At 64.9% G+C, this 15,547-nt stretch carries 11 protein-coding genes; 4 read left to right on the top strand and 7 right to left on the bottom strand.

Going from position 1 to position 15,547, the window contains the following annotated elements:
- Positions 1 to 62: 62 nt before the first annotated feature.
- The gene (locus ACQCS0_RS10535) at positions 63 to 773 is read left to right on the top strand and encodes an acVLRF1 family peptidyl-tRNA hydrolase (protein WP_354155003.1); all 711 of its coding nucleotides are present in this window, start codon (positions 63 to 65) and stop codon (positions 771 to 773) included.
- Here ACQCS0_RS10535 and ACQCS0_RS10530 read toward each other — a convergent pair.
- Positions 770 to 1,648 (bottom strand): GNAT family N-acetyltransferase, encoded by an 879-nt coding sequence (locus ACQCS0_RS10530; RefSeq protein WP_354155002.1) that lies wholly within the window; start codon positions 1,646 to 1,648, stop codon positions 770 to 772. The genes ACQCS0_RS10535 and ACQCS0_RS10530 overlap by 4 nt on opposite strands.
- Before the next feature lie 69 nt (positions 1,649 to 1,717).
- Complete coding sequence (gene aspS, locus ACQCS0_RS10525) at positions 1,718 to 3,505, bottom strand: aspartate--tRNA ligase (protein WP_354155001.1); 1,788 nt, start codon at positions 3,503 to 3,505, stop codon at positions 1,718 to 1,720.
- A gap of 109 nt (positions 3,506 to 3,614) precedes the next feature.
- On the opposite strand from aspS, the gene ACQCS0_RS10520 reads away from it, so the two are divergent.
- The gene (locus ACQCS0_RS10520; protein ID WP_354155000.1) at positions 3,615 to 4,871 is read left to right on the top strand and encodes an APC family permease; all 1,257 of its coding nucleotides are present in this window, start codon (positions 3,615 to 3,617) and stop codon (positions 4,869 to 4,871) included.
- A gap of 23 nt (positions 4,872 to 4,894) precedes the next feature.
- Here the strand turns inward: ACQCS0_RS10520 and hisS are convergent, their stop codons facing one another.
- A complete protein-coding gene (gene hisS / locus ACQCS0_RS10515) occupies positions 4,895 to 6,280 on the bottom strand; it encodes a histidine--tRNA ligase (RefSeq protein WP_354154999.1) in 1,386 nt (461 codons plus the stop codon).
- Positions 6,281 to 6,515: 235 nt separating this feature from the next.
- Here hisS and ACQCS0_RS10510 point away from each other — a divergent pair, with 235 nt between their 5' ends.
- Positions 6,516 to 7,316 carry a peptidylprolyl isomerase gene (locus ACQCS0_RS10510; RefSeq protein ID WP_354154998.1) on the top strand — a complete coding sequence of 267 codons (801 nt, stop codon included), beginning with the start codon at positions 6,516 to 6,518 and terminating at the stop codon, positions 7,314 to 7,316.
- Positions 7,317 to 7,382: 66 nt separating this feature from the next.
- A complete protein-coding gene (locus ACQCS0_RS10505) occupies positions 7,383 to 8,999 on the top strand; it encodes a DUF349 domain-containing protein (RefSeq protein WP_354154997.1) in 1,617 nt (538 codons plus the stop codon).
- A 691-nt stretch (positions 9,000 to 9,690) separates the two neighbouring features.
- On the opposite strand, the gene ACQCS0_RS10500 is transcribed toward ACQCS0_RS10505, so the two are convergent.
- The 4 genes from ACQCS0_RS10500 to yajC all read right to left on the bottom strand — a co-directional run bounded on the left by ACQCS0_RS10500 (position 9,691) and on the right by yajC (position 15,521).
- Positions 9,691 to 12,084 carry a RelA/SpoT family protein gene (locus tag ACQCS0_RS10500; protein WP_282330656.1) on the bottom strand — a complete coding sequence of 798 codons (2,394 nt, stop codon included), beginning with the start codon at positions 12,082 to 12,084 and terminating at the stop codon, positions 9,691 to 9,693.
- 138 nt (positions 12,085 to 12,222) lie between these two features.
- A complete protein-coding gene (secF, locus tag ACQCS0_RS10495) occupies positions 12,223 to 13,245 on the bottom strand; it encodes a protein translocase subunit SecF (RefSeq protein WP_354154996.1) in 1,023 nt (340 codons plus the stop codon).
- A complete protein-coding gene (gene secD / locus ACQCS0_RS10490; protein ID WP_354154995.1) occupies positions 13,245 to 15,002 on the bottom strand; it encodes a protein translocase subunit SecD in 1,758 nt (585 codons plus the stop codon). Before secD ends, secF begins: the two co-directional genes overlap by 1 nt.
- A gap of 111 nt (positions 15,003 to 15,113) precedes the next feature.
- Positions 15,114 to 15,521 (bottom strand): preprotein translocase subunit YajC, encoded by a 408-nt coding sequence (yajC, locus tag ACQCS0_RS10485; protein WP_354154994.1) that lies wholly within the window; start codon positions 15,519 to 15,521, stop codon positions 15,114 to 15,116.
- Positions 15,522 to 15,547 lie beyond the last annotated feature (26 nt).

Here is a 15,547-nt window from a genome sequence, read left to right as displayed (position 1 = left end):
TCATTAGTTCACCGCCCCATTTCCGCCCGCCATTTTCCGCCCGCCACCTAAGGGATCCCGCCATGAGCGCACGCAGCACCCCCGGCGCCGGCCGTACGGGGTCCGTCAGGACCGCGTTTGTGTCCGGCGAACGCCTGGCGGGATGGGCGGACCGCTTCGGTGCCGCGCACGGCGGCTTCCGGATCAGCGATGACGACGACGGCGTGCGGCTGGTGGCGGACGACGGCACCACCGCCTTGCTCCAGGCGCCCTGGCCACCGGACGGAAGGCCGGGACGGGGCGCCGATCTGCTGGAGCGCCTGGCCTCCGTCGCCGCCCAGCCCCGGACGGCCGGACTGGTGCTCGTGCGGCGCGGCGGCTACGCGGCGGCCGTGGCCAGGGAAGGTATCCTGCTCGCGTCCAAGACGGGCACACGCTACGTCCAGTCCCGCAGCGCGGCCGGTGGCCAGTCCCAGCAGCGGTTCGCACGCCGCCGGGCCAACCAGGCGGATGAGCTGGTGGAGAAAGTGGCAGCGCACGCAGCAGCGGTCTTCGACGGCCAGCCACTCGAGTATCTTGCTCCCGGCGGGGACAGGACCCTTGCTGGGCTGGTCATGGATCACCCGGCCCTGAGGCCCTATGCCTCAGTCCCGCGGCTGGACTTCCTGGATGTGCCCGATCCCAACGGCTCGGTGCTGAGGAAGGCCGCCGCGGATGTCTGCGCCGTCCGGATCCAGGTAGCGGACGCGCCTGCGAACAACCCGGCGAGCAATCAGAATCTCCGGGCCCCTTAGCAGCCGGTCAGATGCCGCGTGGGCCGTTCCTGCCGGTAAAGGTAGCGGCCGGCTTCCTGGAATCCCGCCTTGGCGTAGAGCTGCTGGGCTCCGGAGTTCGCTTCGGTGACCAGCAGCCAGTAGCGGGCCAGGTTGCGCGTGTGGCCTTCATGCAGGAGTGCCTGCATGATCCGCAGGGCATGGCCGCGTCGCCGGGCGTCCGGGCGGGTGGCCATGCTGTACAGCCCGCCCCAACTGCCTCCTGCCTCCCCGGTGGGAGGGACAGCGAGCCGGCCGACGGCGGCGGGAACACCGTCGTCGGACCTCACCAGGGCATAGAGCGACGGGCAGCCTGCCAGGATGCCGCGTGCGGTCTCGCGCTCGGCCGGGCCGCCGCGGCCATCCACGCTCCACCACAGCTCGATCCACTCATCGCTGGGGACCGTGGAGATCTCGACGCCGGAATCGGCCACCGCAGGGTGGGTCACCGATGGTCGAACCGCAGGGTGGGTCACCGATGGTCGAACCGCAGGTTGGTCCGCTCCGTTCGCGCCGTTGCGCCGGCACATCACCAGTGTTTCGGACTGCCGGGTGAAGCCTTCCCCGTCGAGGACGGTATTCAGTCCGGCGGAGCGGGGATCATCGAAGACCTGGAAAATCAACGGCAGGCGCCTGCGGCGGTACCAGAGCCGCGCCGCGTGCAAGGCCTCGTGCTGCCGGCCGGTGTCGCGATCCGGCTCGCGCAGCCAGACCGAGTTGGCCCGCTGGGTCACGCCGGAGGCTGCCCGAAGCACCCAGCCGCCGGATTCCTCACGGTCCGGGGCCGGCCAGGCGGCGTCCATCAGCGCCTCAAACCCGGGCAGGGCAAGGGCTGGTGCAGGACGTGAAACTGTCATGATGTACCACTCTTCCAATGCGAAAGGCCCCCCGGTTTCCCGGGGAGCCTCTCGACTGCGGTGTCCAGGTTACTCGGCCTTTTCGGGCTCTTCCGTTTTCGCCTGGGGCTTGAAGTCCACGCCGGCTTCCTTGCGCTGCTGCGCCGTGATCGGCGCGGGTGCCTGCGTCAGCGGGTCGTAGCCGTTGCCGGTCTTCGGGAAAGCGATGACGTCGCGGATGGACTCCACGCCTGCCAGCAGTGCAACCACGCGGTCCCAGCCGAACGCGATGCCGCCGTGCGGAGGGGCGCCGAATTTGAAGCCTTCGAGCAGGAAGCCGAACTTGGTCTGGGCGTCTGCCTTGTCCAGCCCCATCAGTTCGAAGACGCGTTCCTGGACGTCGCGCTCGTGGATACGGATTGAGCCGCCACCGATTTCGTTGCCGTTGCAAACAATGTCGTAGGCGTAGGACAGGGCCGATTCCGGATCCTTGTCGAACGTGTCCATGAACTCAGGCTTGGGCGAGGTGAAGGCGTGGTGGACGGCCGTCCACTTTCCGGCACCAACAGCCACATCGCCGGACGCCACCGCTGCGGCGGCCGGTTCGAACATGGGGGCGTCAACCACCCAGCAGAAGGCCCAGGCGCCGGGATCGATCAGGCCGGTACGGTGGCCGATCTCCACGCGCGCAGCACCCAGGAGGGCGCGCGCCGCTGACTTCTCACCTGCGGCGAAGAAGATGCAGTCGCCCGGCTTGGCGCCCACAGCGTCGGCGAGGCCTGCACGCTCGGTGTCGTTCAGGTTCTTGGCAACCGGGCCAGCCAGTTCGCCGTCTTCCTTGAAGAGGACGTATGCCAGGCCCTTGTGGCCGCGCTGCTTGGCGAATTCCTGCCAGCCGTCCAGGGTGCGTCGCGGCTGGGAAGCGCCGCCGGGCATCACCACGGCGCCGACATACGAGGCCTTGAAGACGCCGAAGCCGGTGTCCTTGAAGAATTCGGTGAGCTCAGTCAGTTCCACGCCGAAGCGGAGATCGGGCTTGTCCGAGCCATAGCGCGCCATGGCATCTGCGTACGTGATGCGCTGGATGGGCGTGGGGATCTCGACGTCGATCAGCTTCCACAGCGCCTTGACGATGTTTTCGCCCAGGGCAATGATGTCGTCCTGGTCCACGAAACTGGCTTCGATGTCCAGTTGGGTGAATTCGGGCTGGCGGTCGGCGCGGAAGTCCTCGTCGCGGTAGCAGCGCGCGATCTGGTAGTACTTCTCGAAGCCACCCACCTGCAGGAGCTGCTTGAAAAGCTGCGGGGACTGCGGCAGCGCGTACCAGGAACCCGGCGCCAGGCGGGCGGGGACCACGAAGTCGCGGGCGCCTTCCGGCGTCGAACGCGTCAGCGTGGGGGTTTCGATTTCGACGTAACCGTCCTGGTGGAGCAGTTCGCGGGCAATCCGGTTGGCTTCGGAGCGCAGCCGGAGGTTGCGGGCGGGGCCGGGGCGGCGCAGGTCAAGGTAGCGGTGCTTCAGGCGGGCTTCCTCACCGACCTCCACGTGCTCATCGATCTGGAACGGCAGCGGATCGGAGGTGTTGAGGATAACCACCTTGTCCGCCATGACCTCGATGGCGCCGGTGGCCAGGGCGGGGTTCTCGTTGCCCTCGGGGCGCTGGGAGACGGTGCCGGTGATCTGCAGGACGTACTCGTTGCGCAGGCTGTGGAAGACCTCTTCCTCACGAACCACAACCTGGGCCACGCCGGACGCATCGCGCAGATCCACGAATGCAACACCACCGTGATCACGACGGCGGCCCACCCAGCCGGCCAGGGTTACGGTTTGTCCAATGTGCTCGGAGCGAAGGGATCCGAGGTCATGTGTGCGCAGCACAGCACGCCTTTCTGAAGACGACAGCAGGAAAACAAAAGAAAAAACTGCATAGGATCGTTCCGGGAACAATCCCGTCTGAGTTTACCCGCTGGAAAGGCCCGCCTACCCCATGTCCGAACACCAGCAGCTGCAACGGAGGCTTGGCGTGTTTGACGCCACGTCCATCGGCCTCGGCTCCATGCTCGGGGCCGGCGTTTTTGTGGTCTTCGCCCCGGCCGCGGGACTGGCCGGACAATTCCTGGTCCTCTCCGTCCTGATCGCGGGTGCCGTTGCCTACTGCAACGCGGTGGCTTCCGCGGAGTTAGCCGCCCGGTATCCGGCGAGCGGCGGAACGTACGTATACGGACGCAGACGTTTGGGGGAATGGCCTGGTTTCCTGGCCGGCTGGGGATTTGTCAGCGGCAAAACGGCCTCCTGCGCCGCCATGGCCCTCACCGTCGGCCACTATGTCTCACCGGGCTATGCAGTGCCGGTGGCCATCGCTGCGGTCGTGGCGCTGACCGCTGTGAACCTGTTTGGGATTACCCGCACAGCGCTGCTGACCAGGATCCTGTTGTGCGTTGTCCTGGCCACGCTGGTGTTCGTTGCCGTTGCCGCGATCGTCGGGCCGCATCCGTCCGGCTTTTCAACAGGCGGGACGGCCGACGGCGGAGCTGCCGCTGGCTTGAGTGGCGTGCTGCCGGCCGCCGGCCTGATGTTCTTCGCCTTCGCCGGCTATGCGCGCATCGCCACCCTGGGCGAGGAAGTCAAGAACCCGGCCAGGACCATTCCGCGCGCGATCCTATCGGCCCTCGCCGGCGCCTTCGTTATCTACCTGGCGTTGGCGCTGCTGCTCCAAAACCACTTGACCGAAGGCCGGCTGGCCGCCACTTCGGCCCCGCTGCTGGACGCAGTGGTTAATTCGCAGTTGGCCGCCGGCGCGCCGGTCGTCCAGGCCGGCGCGGCAGCGGCCTGCCTGGGCGCGTTGCTGGCCCTCGTCACCGGCGTGGGCCGCACCACCCTGGCCATGGCGCGGGAACGCGATCTGCCGGCGCCCCTGGCACGGGTGGGCGGCCGGCACGCGGTGCCGTTCGTGGCAGAATTCGCGGTGGCCGCCGTCGTGATTCTCCTGATCCTGACCACTGACGTGATGACGGTGGTGGGGTTCTCCAGCTTCGGCGTGCTCATCTACTACGCGGTGACCAACGCCGCGGCGTACACCCTGGAGGAGCATCCGGCCCACGGCCCACGGTGGCTCAATGTGGCGGGCTTCATCAGCTGCCTGTTGCTGGCGTTCACGTTGCCGCCCGCCTCAGTGCTGGGGATGGCCGCTGTCCTGGCCGCAGGAGCGGCCGGCCGGTTCGTGGTGCTTCGGCTGCGCCGCTAGCCGGCAACGCCAGACCGGGCCGGTCAGGCCGGCTGGGCTGCCGCCGCTGGCACCTGGGCTGTTGTGACCTGGACGTTAAGGTCTTCCGACGGCGGTATCCAGGTTGCGGGATCGGCGTCGGCCTGCGCACCGGATCGGATGTCCTTGACCTGGTGCCTGCCGTCGTCGTCGGTGAACCAGACGAACGGGATGCCGCGGCGGTCCGCGAATTTGATCTGCTTGCCGAATTTCTCCGCCTTGGCAGCCACTTCCGTGGCAATGCCCCGGCTGCGGAGCTGGGCGGCGACGTCCTGCGCTGCACCCCAGCCATCGTCAGTGGTGAGCGCCACCAGCACTGCGGTGGGGACCGACCGTGAGGCCTTGGCCAGGTCCTGGCTCAAGATGCGCGACACCAGCCGGGTCACACCGATGGAGAGGCCGACGCCTGGGAACTTGCGGTTGCCCTTGCTCGCCAACGCGTCATAGCGGCCACCGGAGCAGATGGAACCGAGCTGTTCGTGGCCCACCAGGACCGTCTCCACCACCGTGCCGGTGTAGTAGTCCAGGCCGCGGGCGATGCTGAGATCGGCAATGACCTTGCCCGGCGCGCGCTGCACGGCGGCTGCGATCACCTGTTCCAGTTCATTCAGGCCCTCCTCGAGGAGGTCATTCGTCACGCCGAGTGCCCGGACCTGGGCCACAAACGAGGTGTCCTCGGTGCGGATTCCTGCCAGCTTGAGCGCTGCCTGCGCCTGCTCATCGGAGGCGCCCAGTTCGGTCTTGAGCAGCTCTGCGACCTTGGTTGCGCCAATCTTTTCCAGCTTGTCGATACTGCGGAGCACGCCGGCGGTGTCATCCAGGCCAATGCCGCGGTAGAAGCCCTCGGCAAGCTTGCGGTTGTTGATCCGCAGGCGGAAGTCCGGAATCGGCAGCGCGCTTAGGGCTTCCGCGATGACCAGGGCAATCTCCACGTCATAGCGAAACGGCAGCTCCCCGTCGCCCACAACATCGATGTCTGCCTGGGTGAATTCGCGGGCCCGGCCTTCCTGCGGGCGTTCCCCGCGCCAGACTTTCTGGATCTGGTAGCGCCGGAACGGGAACGCGAGGTATCCCGCGTTCTCGACGACGTACCGCGCAAAAGGCACCGTGAGGTCGAAGTGGAGCGCGAGGGCGTTGGGGTCCGATTTGCCGGCCTTCCCCGCGTCGGTGGTATCGGCCTCGTCGTCCTGAAGGCGGCTGAGACCGTAGACCTCTTTATCAATCTCACCCTTTCGCAGGAGCTGGCCGACGGTCTCCACGGCACGCGTCTCGATGGACGCGAAGCCGTGCAGCTCAAAAACCTTGCGAAGGGTGTCCAACACGTGCAGCTCCACCAGCCGCTCCTCGGGAAGCCACTCGGGGAATCCGGACAGGGAGGCGGTGCGTGCCATGGTGGATGTTCTCCTCTTGATGAAGGGTGCCTGGGACTTTGCCCGGCATTCCACCCGAAACGGGCAGGGAACGGCGGCAGTCCGGCAACTCATGCATAAACTATGTGCGGCAGTCAGTTTATGCGTCATCCGCCGGCATCTCTAATACAGCGGCCGGCAGCGCAGAGGGCGGCCGGCAGACACCCGCGTTCGGATTCAATATTGTCCGGACGCGGCCCGACACACAGGAGGACCAGTGGCGGCCAGTTCACGCAGCGCCCGCGAAGCCAAACGGCGCATCCAGCAGATGGAGGCAAAGCGCGAGCTGCGGCGGGACCAGGAAAAACGGCGCAAGCGTGACAACATCATCGCCGCCGGCGCCGGCACCGCCGCCGTCCTGCTCGCCGTCGTGCTCCAGCTGACTGCCTTTGCCGGCAACCCCACGGAGGACGAATACGCGGCCCTTGCGGCCGGCCTGACCAGCCCCACGGACTCCCCCGCGCCTTCCGCGCCCGCCACGAACGGCGCCAACATCCCGGCCGCGGACACCGCCGCGGGCAAGGTGTTCACTGGTGAAATGGCACTGAACGGAAACGTGCTCGGCGTCGAAATCGACGGTACCAAGGCACCCCAGGCTGCCGCGGTCTTCAAAGCACTGACGGACGAGGGCTTCTACAACGGCAGCGCGTGCCACCGGCTGACCACGGGTGAAACCTTCGGACTCCTGCAGTGCGGTGGGGCCACCGCTGCCGCTGACCCCGGGTACACCTGGGGACCCCTCGAAAACACTCCGGCAGACAACACCTACCCTGCCGGCACGATTGCCATAGCCCGGTCCCGCGACAACGCCTACGGCAACGGCAAACAGTTCTTTATGGTCTACAAAGACACAGTGATTCCCGCCGACTCGGCCGGGGGCTATACGGTGGTGGGCAAGGTGACCTCCGGAATGGAAGCAGTGAACGCCATTGCCGCCGCTGGAATCACCCCTGGCTCCAGCGCGTCAGACGGAGCACCTGTGCAACCAGTCACGATAGACTCGGTTTCTCTGAAGTAGGAAGCCAGGCCTTATGGCCGCGGTGCAGTACGTGAGTATTTCCCTCCAAGCGAAAGACTTTTAGCGGTGACAGACAGTCAGAAATCCGACGAAACAACAGCAGACCTGACCGAGGTAGCGGCCCCCGTGGCTGACCAGGCAGACGCTGTCCAGGCAACCGCCGAGCAGGCCACGGTTGAAACCGAGGTTCCAGCGGACGTGGATCAAGGCGGCGTGGCCGTCCCGTTTGAAAGTGACGCGGCCGGTACGGCCCCCGCTGAAGAGCCTGCGGCCATTGACGACAGCGCGGCTGTTCAGGCTCCCGCTGAGGAAGCCCCGGCGCCTGCTCCGTCGGCTCGACCCGCTCCGTCACCGGCAGCCTTCGCCGCCCGGCCCAAGCCGGCAGCAGCCGCACCTGTGGCAGCACCGGCACCCGTTGCCTCCGCGACGTCCCTGGCGGAAGCCTCAAAGTGGGGCCGTGTCGAGGGTGACGGCCACGTATTCCTGACGATCGAGGGCGATGAGCACCCGGTCGGCCAGTACCCCGGCGTCAGCAATGACGAAGCCCTTGCCTACTTCGCGCGGAAGCATGACGACATCGTTGCCCAGGTCCTGCTCCTGGAGCAGCGCATCAGCTCCAAAGCGCCCAGCACCGATATGCAGAAGACCGTCACGCACCTGCGCGAGCAGCTGGCGGAGCGGAACATGGTGGGAGACCTCCGATCCACCGAAGCACGGCTCGACGCTGTTTCCGTGCAGATCGCAGACCTCGAAAAGGCGGAGAAGGCAGAACATGACGCCGTTCGCTCCGCCGAGCTCGCGGCCCGCGAGGCCATCGTGGCCGAAGCCGAAGAGATCTCGGGGCAGGATCCCGCACAGATCCAATGGAAGACCTCCAGCGCCCGGATGAACGATCTTTTTGAAAGCTGGAAAACGGCCCAGAAGGGCGGCATCCGGCTTGGCCGCAGCAACGAGGACGCCTTGTGGAAGCGATTCCGTGCCGCCCGGACCGTCTTCGACCGTCACCGCCGCGCCTACTTCTCCCAGCTGGACAGCACCAACTCGGCCGCAAAATCGGCCAAGGAAAAGCTCATCACCGAAGCCGAGGCGCTGTCCTCATCCACCGACTGGGGCTTCGCCGCGGGCGAATACCGCCGGCTCATGGATGAATGGAAAGCCTCACCTCGTGCCAGCCGCAAGGACGACGACGCCCTCTGGGCCCGTTTCCGTGCCGCCCAGGACGTGTTCTTCACACACAGGCAGGCAGCCAACGAGGAGATCGACCAGGAATACGCCGCCAACCTCACGGTGAAGGAAGCGCTCCTCACCGAAGCGAACAGCATCCTGCCGGTCAAGGACCTGGCCGCTGCCAAAAAGGCGCTTCAGTCTGTCCGGGACCGCTGGGAGGAAGCCGGCAAGGTGCCCCGCGCCGACATGGGCCGCATCGAAGCCGGCCTCCGCAAAGTGGAGGACGCTGTCCGCAACGCCGAAGAGGAAAACTGGCAGCGTTCCAACCCCGAGACGAAGGCCCGCACCAACAGCGCCCTGTCGCAGCTGGAAGCAGCCATTTCCGGCCTGCAGGACGATCTCGCCAAGGCCGAGAAAGCCGGCGACCAGCGCAAGATCAAGGGGGCCCGCGAAGCCCTCGAGGCGAGGCAGGCTTGGTTGGACCAGATCCAGCGCTCGGCCAGCGAGCTTTCCTAGTCAATATTTTGTAGGACGCCTTTCGCCAGGCGCCTGTCGCAGGACCCACAGGCCCGGTCCCGGTTATCCACATAACCGGGACGGGGCCTGTGCTGGTTAAGGTACGACGCGGCAAAATGGAGGGATGGCCACTTCCTCACCGTCCCAATACCCGGACCTGTATTCGCCGGGGAAGCCTTTCGCGTGGCCCGAACTCCAGTCGCTGGCGGCGGATGGCATCCTGGCGCAGTTCCACCAGCACGGATTCACGTTGCCGGACGCTGCAGCGTCACCCCAGATTCGGGCCAGAACGGTGGCCAGCGCGGTGCCGGCGGCGGTCAGGCAACGCGTGGTAGCCGGGCGGATGACGGCGGCGTGGATCTACGGCTGTGCTGCTGAACCGGACCGCCTCGCGTTGCTTGTGGATGCGAAGCGGCGGATTTCGAGCCTCCGCAATACACGGGGGTGCACGCTCCATGAAGTCCGGCTGGGGCCGTTCGACGTTGTAAGTATGGGCGGGCTGATGGTCTCCAGTCCGCTGCGTACCGCCGTGGATATTGCGCTGCACGTCGACGCCCACCGGGCCCTGCCCGCGCTGGCGGGGTTGCTGGCCCGCCCGGAGCGGGACGTGCGGCTGCGCTTGCTGATCCTGGCCATCGAAGCCAGCCCCCGGGTCCCGCACAAACGGGCTGGATTGGAAAAGCTGGCCCTGCTAGCTCCGGCGCTTGTTGCCGGTGGTCCGGTAGACGTCGAACACGCCATCGATGCGCCGCACGGCACTGAGGACGTGGCTGAGGTACTTGGGGTCCCCCATCTCGAAGGCGAACCTGGAGATAGCCACCCTGTCGGTGGAGGTGTTAACGCTGGCCGCCAGAATGTTGACGTGGTTCTCGGACAGGACGCGGGTGACATCCGAGAGCAGGGACTTCCGGTCCAGCGCCTCAACCTGGATCTCCACCAGGAAAACACTTGACTGGGTGGGTGCCCAGTCCACCTCTACGATCCTGTCGGGCTGGTCCCGGAGATCGGAAATGTTGGTGCAGTCCGTACGGTGCACCGAAACACCGGAACCGCGGGTGACAAAGCCGAGAATCGGGTCCGGCGGAACAGGCGTGCAACAGCGCGCGAGCTTCACCCAGACATCGCCAACGCCGCGCACCACCACTCCGGAATCGGAGAACTTGGTCTTGGCCACCTGCGTAGGGATGCTGACTTCAGTGATGTCGTCGTCGGTGCTCTCGTTGCCGCCCAGGCTTTCAACGAGTTTCTCCATGACCGACTGCGCTGACGTATGGCCGTCCCCTACGCCGGCGTAGAGGCCGGAGATGTCAACGTACTTGAACTCTGCGGCCACCGCTGCCAAGGCCTCGTGCGTCATGAGTCGCTGCAGGGGCAGGTTCTGCTTCCGCATGGCCCGTGTCAGCAGTTCTTTGCCGCGGTCGATTGCCTCTTCGCGCCGTTCCTTGCTGAACCACTGACGGATCTTGTTCCGGGCGCGGGCACTTTTGACGAAGTGCTGCCAATCCTGGCTCGGTCCGGCGCCTTCAGCCTTCGAGGTGAAAATCTCTACCCAGTCGCCGTGGTTCAGCTCGCTGTTCAAGGGAACGAGCTTGCCGTTGACCCGCGCGCCGATGGTGCGGTGACCGACTTCGGTGTGGACCGCGTAGGCAAAATCCACCGGCGTCGAACCGGCAGGCAGGGCCATGACCTCGCCCTTGGGGGTAAAGACAAAGACTTCCCTGGCGTTGATCTCAAACCGCAGAGAGTCCAGGAACTCCCCCGGATCGGAGGTCTCCTGCTGCCAGTCAACCAGGGATCTCAGCCAGCCCATGTCGCCGTCGCGGGGGCTGCCCGGCCCCACTGCGGTACGGTTGGGCTGATCCTTGTACTTCCAATGCGCTGCCACACCGTACTCAGCCCGGCGGTGCATTTCGTGGGTCCTGATTTGGATCTCCACGGGCTTGCCGCCGGGGCCGATCACCGTGGTGTGCAGTGACTGGTACATGTTGAACTTGGGCATGGCGATATAGTCTTTGAAACGCCCCGGCAACGGGTTCCAGCGCGAATGCATGGTGCCCAGGGCTGCGTAGCAGTCCCGGACCGAATCGACGAGCACCCGGACGCCCATGAGGTCGTTGATGTCGTCGAAATCCTTGTCCCGAACGATCATCTTCTGGTAAATCGAGTAATAGTGTTTCGGCCTGCCCGTAATGGTGGCCTTGATCCGGGCGGTACGGAGGTCGTCGGTGATCTGATCCCGGATGACGCCCAGGCTCTTCTCCCGTTCCGGGGTGCGGTCGCCCACCATTCGGACGATTTCTTCATAGACCTTGGGGTAGAGGGCAGCGAAGGACAGATCCTCCAATTCCCACTTGATGGTGTTCATGCCCAGCCGGTGGGCCAGGGGCGCGAATATTTCCAGGGTTTCGCGGGCTTTTCGTGCCGATGACTCCGCGGAAACAAACCGCCAGGTCCGGGCGTTGTGGAGCCTGTCCGCGAGCTTGATCATAAGGACCCGGATGTCCTTGGCCATGGCCACAACCATCTTGCGGACGGTCTCGGACTGCGCGGCCTCACCAAAGCTGACTTTGTCCAGCTTGGTGACGCCGTCCACCAGCATGGCAACCTCAGGACCGAAGTCCTTCTTGAGGTCAGCCAGTGTGTAAGGAGTGTCCTCCACCGTGTCGTGCAGCAGGGCCGCGGCCAACGTGGTTCCGCTAAGGCCGAGCTCAGCGAGGATGGTGGCTACGGCGACGGGGTGGGTGATGTACGGGTCGCCGCTTTTGCGCTTCTGCCCGCGGTGGCTCTGCTCGGCCACCTCAAAAGCGCGCTGGATGAGGTCAAAGTCTTCTTTGGGGTTGTTCGCGCGTACGGTACGCAGCAGAGGCTCAAGAATGGGCGAATACGGTACCGCGCCGCGCCCGGTCAGCCGGGCCAGCCGGGAGCGCGTCCGCTCGCGTCGGCCGGGAAATGTAGGGCGTGCGCCCGAATTGTCTACAGGAACTGCCGGCGCCGGGCGTGCGGAAGCGGTCAGCCCGGTCTGAATTCCGTGGCCCGGGCTGTTATCCCCGTCTGCCGTTGGCACCGACGCCGAACGTTCTTCCAATGAAGCACCCCTCACGACTGTTTAATTACCTCAGTCTATTCCCCCGCCAGTTCACATATGTAACCGGGCGCTGAAATGCGAAACGGGCCGGGCGCCGTCGATATCCCGACGCCGCCCGGCCCGTTGTGGTGCGATGGGTCAGGCCCCTGCGGCCGCAGCTGATCCTTCGGTCTTGGCGTTGTTCGCGGACCTGCGTTGTTCCACGCGTTTGGCCTGCTTCACCAGGTCAGGTTCATTCTGGCGCAGCCAGGCATACATCGGGGCAGCGATAAATATGGTCGCGGCCGTACCGATCAGGATTCCGACGAACAGTGCCAGCGACAGGTCCCGCAAAGTGCCCGCCCCCAAAAGGCCGGCACCGATGAACAGGATGGCTCCGACCGGCAGGATGGCCACCATCATTGTGTTGATGGAACGCACCAGGGTCTGGTTGACGGCGAGGTTGACTTCCTCACCAAAAGTGCGGCGGGTGGACGCATCAACATCGGCGGTGTTTTCACGGATCTTGTCGAAGACCACCACCGTGTCATACAGCGAGTAGCTGAGCACGGTAAGGAACCCGATGATGGCAGACGGCGTTACCTCGAAGTCGCTGAGGGCATACACCCCTGCGGTGACGAACATCGTCACCAGCATGCCCGAAACAGCCGACAGCGACATCTTCCAGGTTCGGAAGTAGAGCGCCATAAGGACTGCGGCGAGGATCACAAACACCGCCAGGCCGATCAAGGCCTGCTTGGTAACGTCCGCACCCCATGTCGGACCGACAAAGGTGGAGGTCACCTCGTTGTCGGTGACGCCGTAGGCGGACGTCAGCCCCGCCTTGATTTTGAGTGTCTCATCATCAGTGAGTTTGTCCGTCTGGATCCGCATCGTGGTGCCGGCGACGTTGGCCACGCGCGGAATGGCTCCTGGCATCACGTCCTGCACGGCTTGTTCGCCCGCCGCGGCATCAACGGTCTTCACGTTGGAGACTGTGAACTCGGACCCACCGCGGAATTCGATGCCGAGGTTGAAGCCGCCCTTGGCAACGGGAATCAGAATGGACAAAGCCACCGCCAGCGCCGCGACGAGGAACCAGACTTTCCTGGCCCCGACAAAGTTGTAGGAGCGCTTGCCGGAGTAAAGCTCGTTGCCGAAATTGGCGAAGCTGCTGGACATTACTTGTTCTCCTTGGCTGCGCTCTTGGAGGAGCCGGTGAGCTGCTCCTGCTTTTCCGCAAGGCGGCGTTCTGCGATGGTCATGCGTCGTTCAGCTTCGGCTGCGGCACCGGTGTTTTTGGCCCGGACCACGGAAGGCTTGGCCTCAGGCGTCCGCACGCGCCCGGCGCCGCGGTAAAGCGGCACAACACCCAGCCGCTTGGGGTCCAGGCCTGAGAGCCGGTGGCCCTCCCCGAAGAACTTGGTGCGCGCCAGGACCTGGAGCGTCGGATGCGTGAACATAAAGACCACCAGGAGGTCGGCAATGGCCGTCAGACCCAGCGTGAAAGCGAACCCGCGGACGTTGCCGACAGCCACAAAGTAGAGCACCAGGGCAGCCAGCAGGTTCACGGCCTTGGAGGCAAGGACAGTGCGCTTGGCCCGCTTCCAGCCGTTCTCCACCGCGGAGACCAATCCACGGCCTTCGCGGAGTTCATCGCGGATGCGTTCAAAGTAGACGATGAACGAGTCAGCGGTCTGGCCGATGGCGACGATGAGGCCGGCCACGCCGGCGAGGGAAAGCCGGTAGTTTTCAGTCCATCCCAAGATGGCTATGGCCAGATAGGTGAGGGCGCCGGCCACCACCAGCGATGCAATAGTCACGAACCCCAGGGCGCGGTACTGGAACAGTGAGTAGACCACCACGAGCAGCAGGCCGATCAGACCGGCCAACAGGCCCATGCGCAACTGTTCGCCACCCAGGGTGGCGGAAATCTGCTGCTCGCTCTGGATTTCGAAGCTGATGGGAAGCGCACCGAACCGCAGTTGATCGGACAGCGCTTTGGCTGTCTGCTCCGTGAAGTTACCGGTGATCTGCGGCCGCCCGTCAGTGATCACAGCCAGCGACCGTGGTGCGGAGATGACCTGGTCATCGAGAACAATCGCGAACTGAGCCTTGGGATCCTTGCCCGCTTCGCCACCGGCGGCAACGTAGAACTGGTTCAGGCGCTGGGTGACGTCTTTGAACTTGGCCGTGCCTTCGCCATCGAATTGGATGTTCACGGCCCACTGGTTCGTGACGGCACCCTGAGACCCCCGCTGAAGCTGGAACGAGGACGTGACAATGTTGGTGCCCTTGACTTCGACGGGGCCCAGGATGTATTTCAGGGCCGGCGTTGTGGCCGTGGCAGGTTCGCAGGTGACCAGCGGTTTGGTGGGGTCTGACCGTTTCTGCTTGTCCTGGGACGGGTGGTCGCAGTCGAGGGTTTCGAAGGCGCGGTATAGCTCGGGAGTGATCCAGTTGACGTCGCTGCTGTTGGCCGGGTCCGCGGTGGGCTTCGGCAGCTGGTCTTCAGGGGTGAGGGATTCCGTGGAGACGGGCGCGCCGGCTCCGTTGAGGAGGACCGGGCGGAAGTTCATGTCGGCGGACGCCTGGATCAAAGCCCTGGTCTGAGTGGAAGGCGTACCCGGAAGGCTGACCACAACGTTGCGGCCGGACTGGGTGCTGATTTCCGCTTCGGCAACACCTGAGCCGTCCACACGCTGGCGGATAATGGCCACGGCCTGGTTGAGCTGCTGTTCATTGATGTCCGAACCGCCCTCAACCTTCGGCGCCAGGATCATCTGGGTGCCACCCTCGAGGTCCAGTGCCAGCTTGGGTGCCCAGCTTGCCTGTCCGGCAAGGGTGCCGCCGGCCAGGACGGCGGTCAGCACGGCGAGGACTACACCGAGCCACACCAGTACCCTCAGGCCTGAGTTGTTGGGGCCAGTTCGTGCCATTGTGAATCTTTCTCTTATTTACGGAGGAACCACCGGCGGGAACTAACAGTCCCACTGGCGGTTGTCCCCAGCCGTAGAGGCGTTATAACGCGGGCTGCCGTGCGGCGAGGACTAGATGTCCTTCTTGCCCTCGTCATTGAGGCGCTTCAGGGTCTCATCCGGGGTTTCTGCGGAAACTGCCGGGGTGCCGGCTTCTTCGCTGGTCAGGGATGAGTGGCTGGTCAGCGACGAAGCGTCATCCGGGACGGCCGGAGCATCTGCTTCGACAGCCGGTTCCACAATCTTGGTCACGGACTGGCGGTGAACTGTGGCCAAGTTCCCGGGCGAGAGTTCCAGGACAACCTTGTTCTCGGCGTCGTCCATGGAGACAATCCGGCCAAAGAGTCCGAAGCTCGTCATGACCTCGACACCGGGCTCGAACCGGGACTGCAGCGTTGCCTGCTGTTCCTTGGTCTTCTTGTTGCGGCGGAACATCATGAAGATAAAGATTCCGAGCATTGCGAACAAGACGATGTTCATTGGATCCACAGGGAAGATTCCGTTCT

Origin of the sequence: Pseudarthrobacter sp. S6 (assembly GCF_050156575.1) — a bacterium.
GTDB lineage: Bacteria > Actinomycetota > Actinomycetes > Actinomycetales > Micrococcaceae > Arthrobacter.
Note: the sequence above shows the minus strand (reverse complement) of the source record. Positions and strands in the feature narration are given on the sequence as shown.

Excerpts from the sequence above, each read along its gene's own strand:
- ACQCS0_RS10535 (WP_354155003.1), top strand. The coding sequence starts at position 63 with ATGAGCGCACGCAGCACCCCCGGCGCCGGCCGTACGGGGTCCGTCAGG.
- ACQCS0_RS10530 (WP_354155002.1), bottom strand. The coding sequence starts at position 1,648 with ATGACAGTTTCACGTCCTGCACCAGCCCTTGCCCTGCCCGGGTTTGAG.
- ACQCS0_RS10520 (WP_354155000.1), top strand. The coding sequence starts at position 3,615 with ATGTCCGAACACCAGCAGCTGCAACGGAGGCTTGGCGTGTTTGACGCC.
- hisS (WP_354154999.1), bottom strand. The coding sequence starts at position 6,280 with ATGGCACGCACCGCCTCCCTGTCCGGATTCCCCGAGTGGCTTCCCGAG.
- secF (WP_354154996.1), bottom strand. The coding sequence starts at position 13,245 with ATGTCCAGCAGCTTCGCCAATTTCGGCAACGAGCTTTACTCCGGCAAG.
- secD (WP_354154995.1), bottom strand. The coding sequence starts at position 15,002 with ATGGCACGAACTGGCCCCAACAACTCAGGCCTGAGGGTACTGGTGTGG.
- yajC (WP_354154994.1), bottom strand. The coding sequence starts at position 15,521 with ATGAACATCGTCTTGTTCGCAATGCTCGGAATCTTTATCTTCATGATG.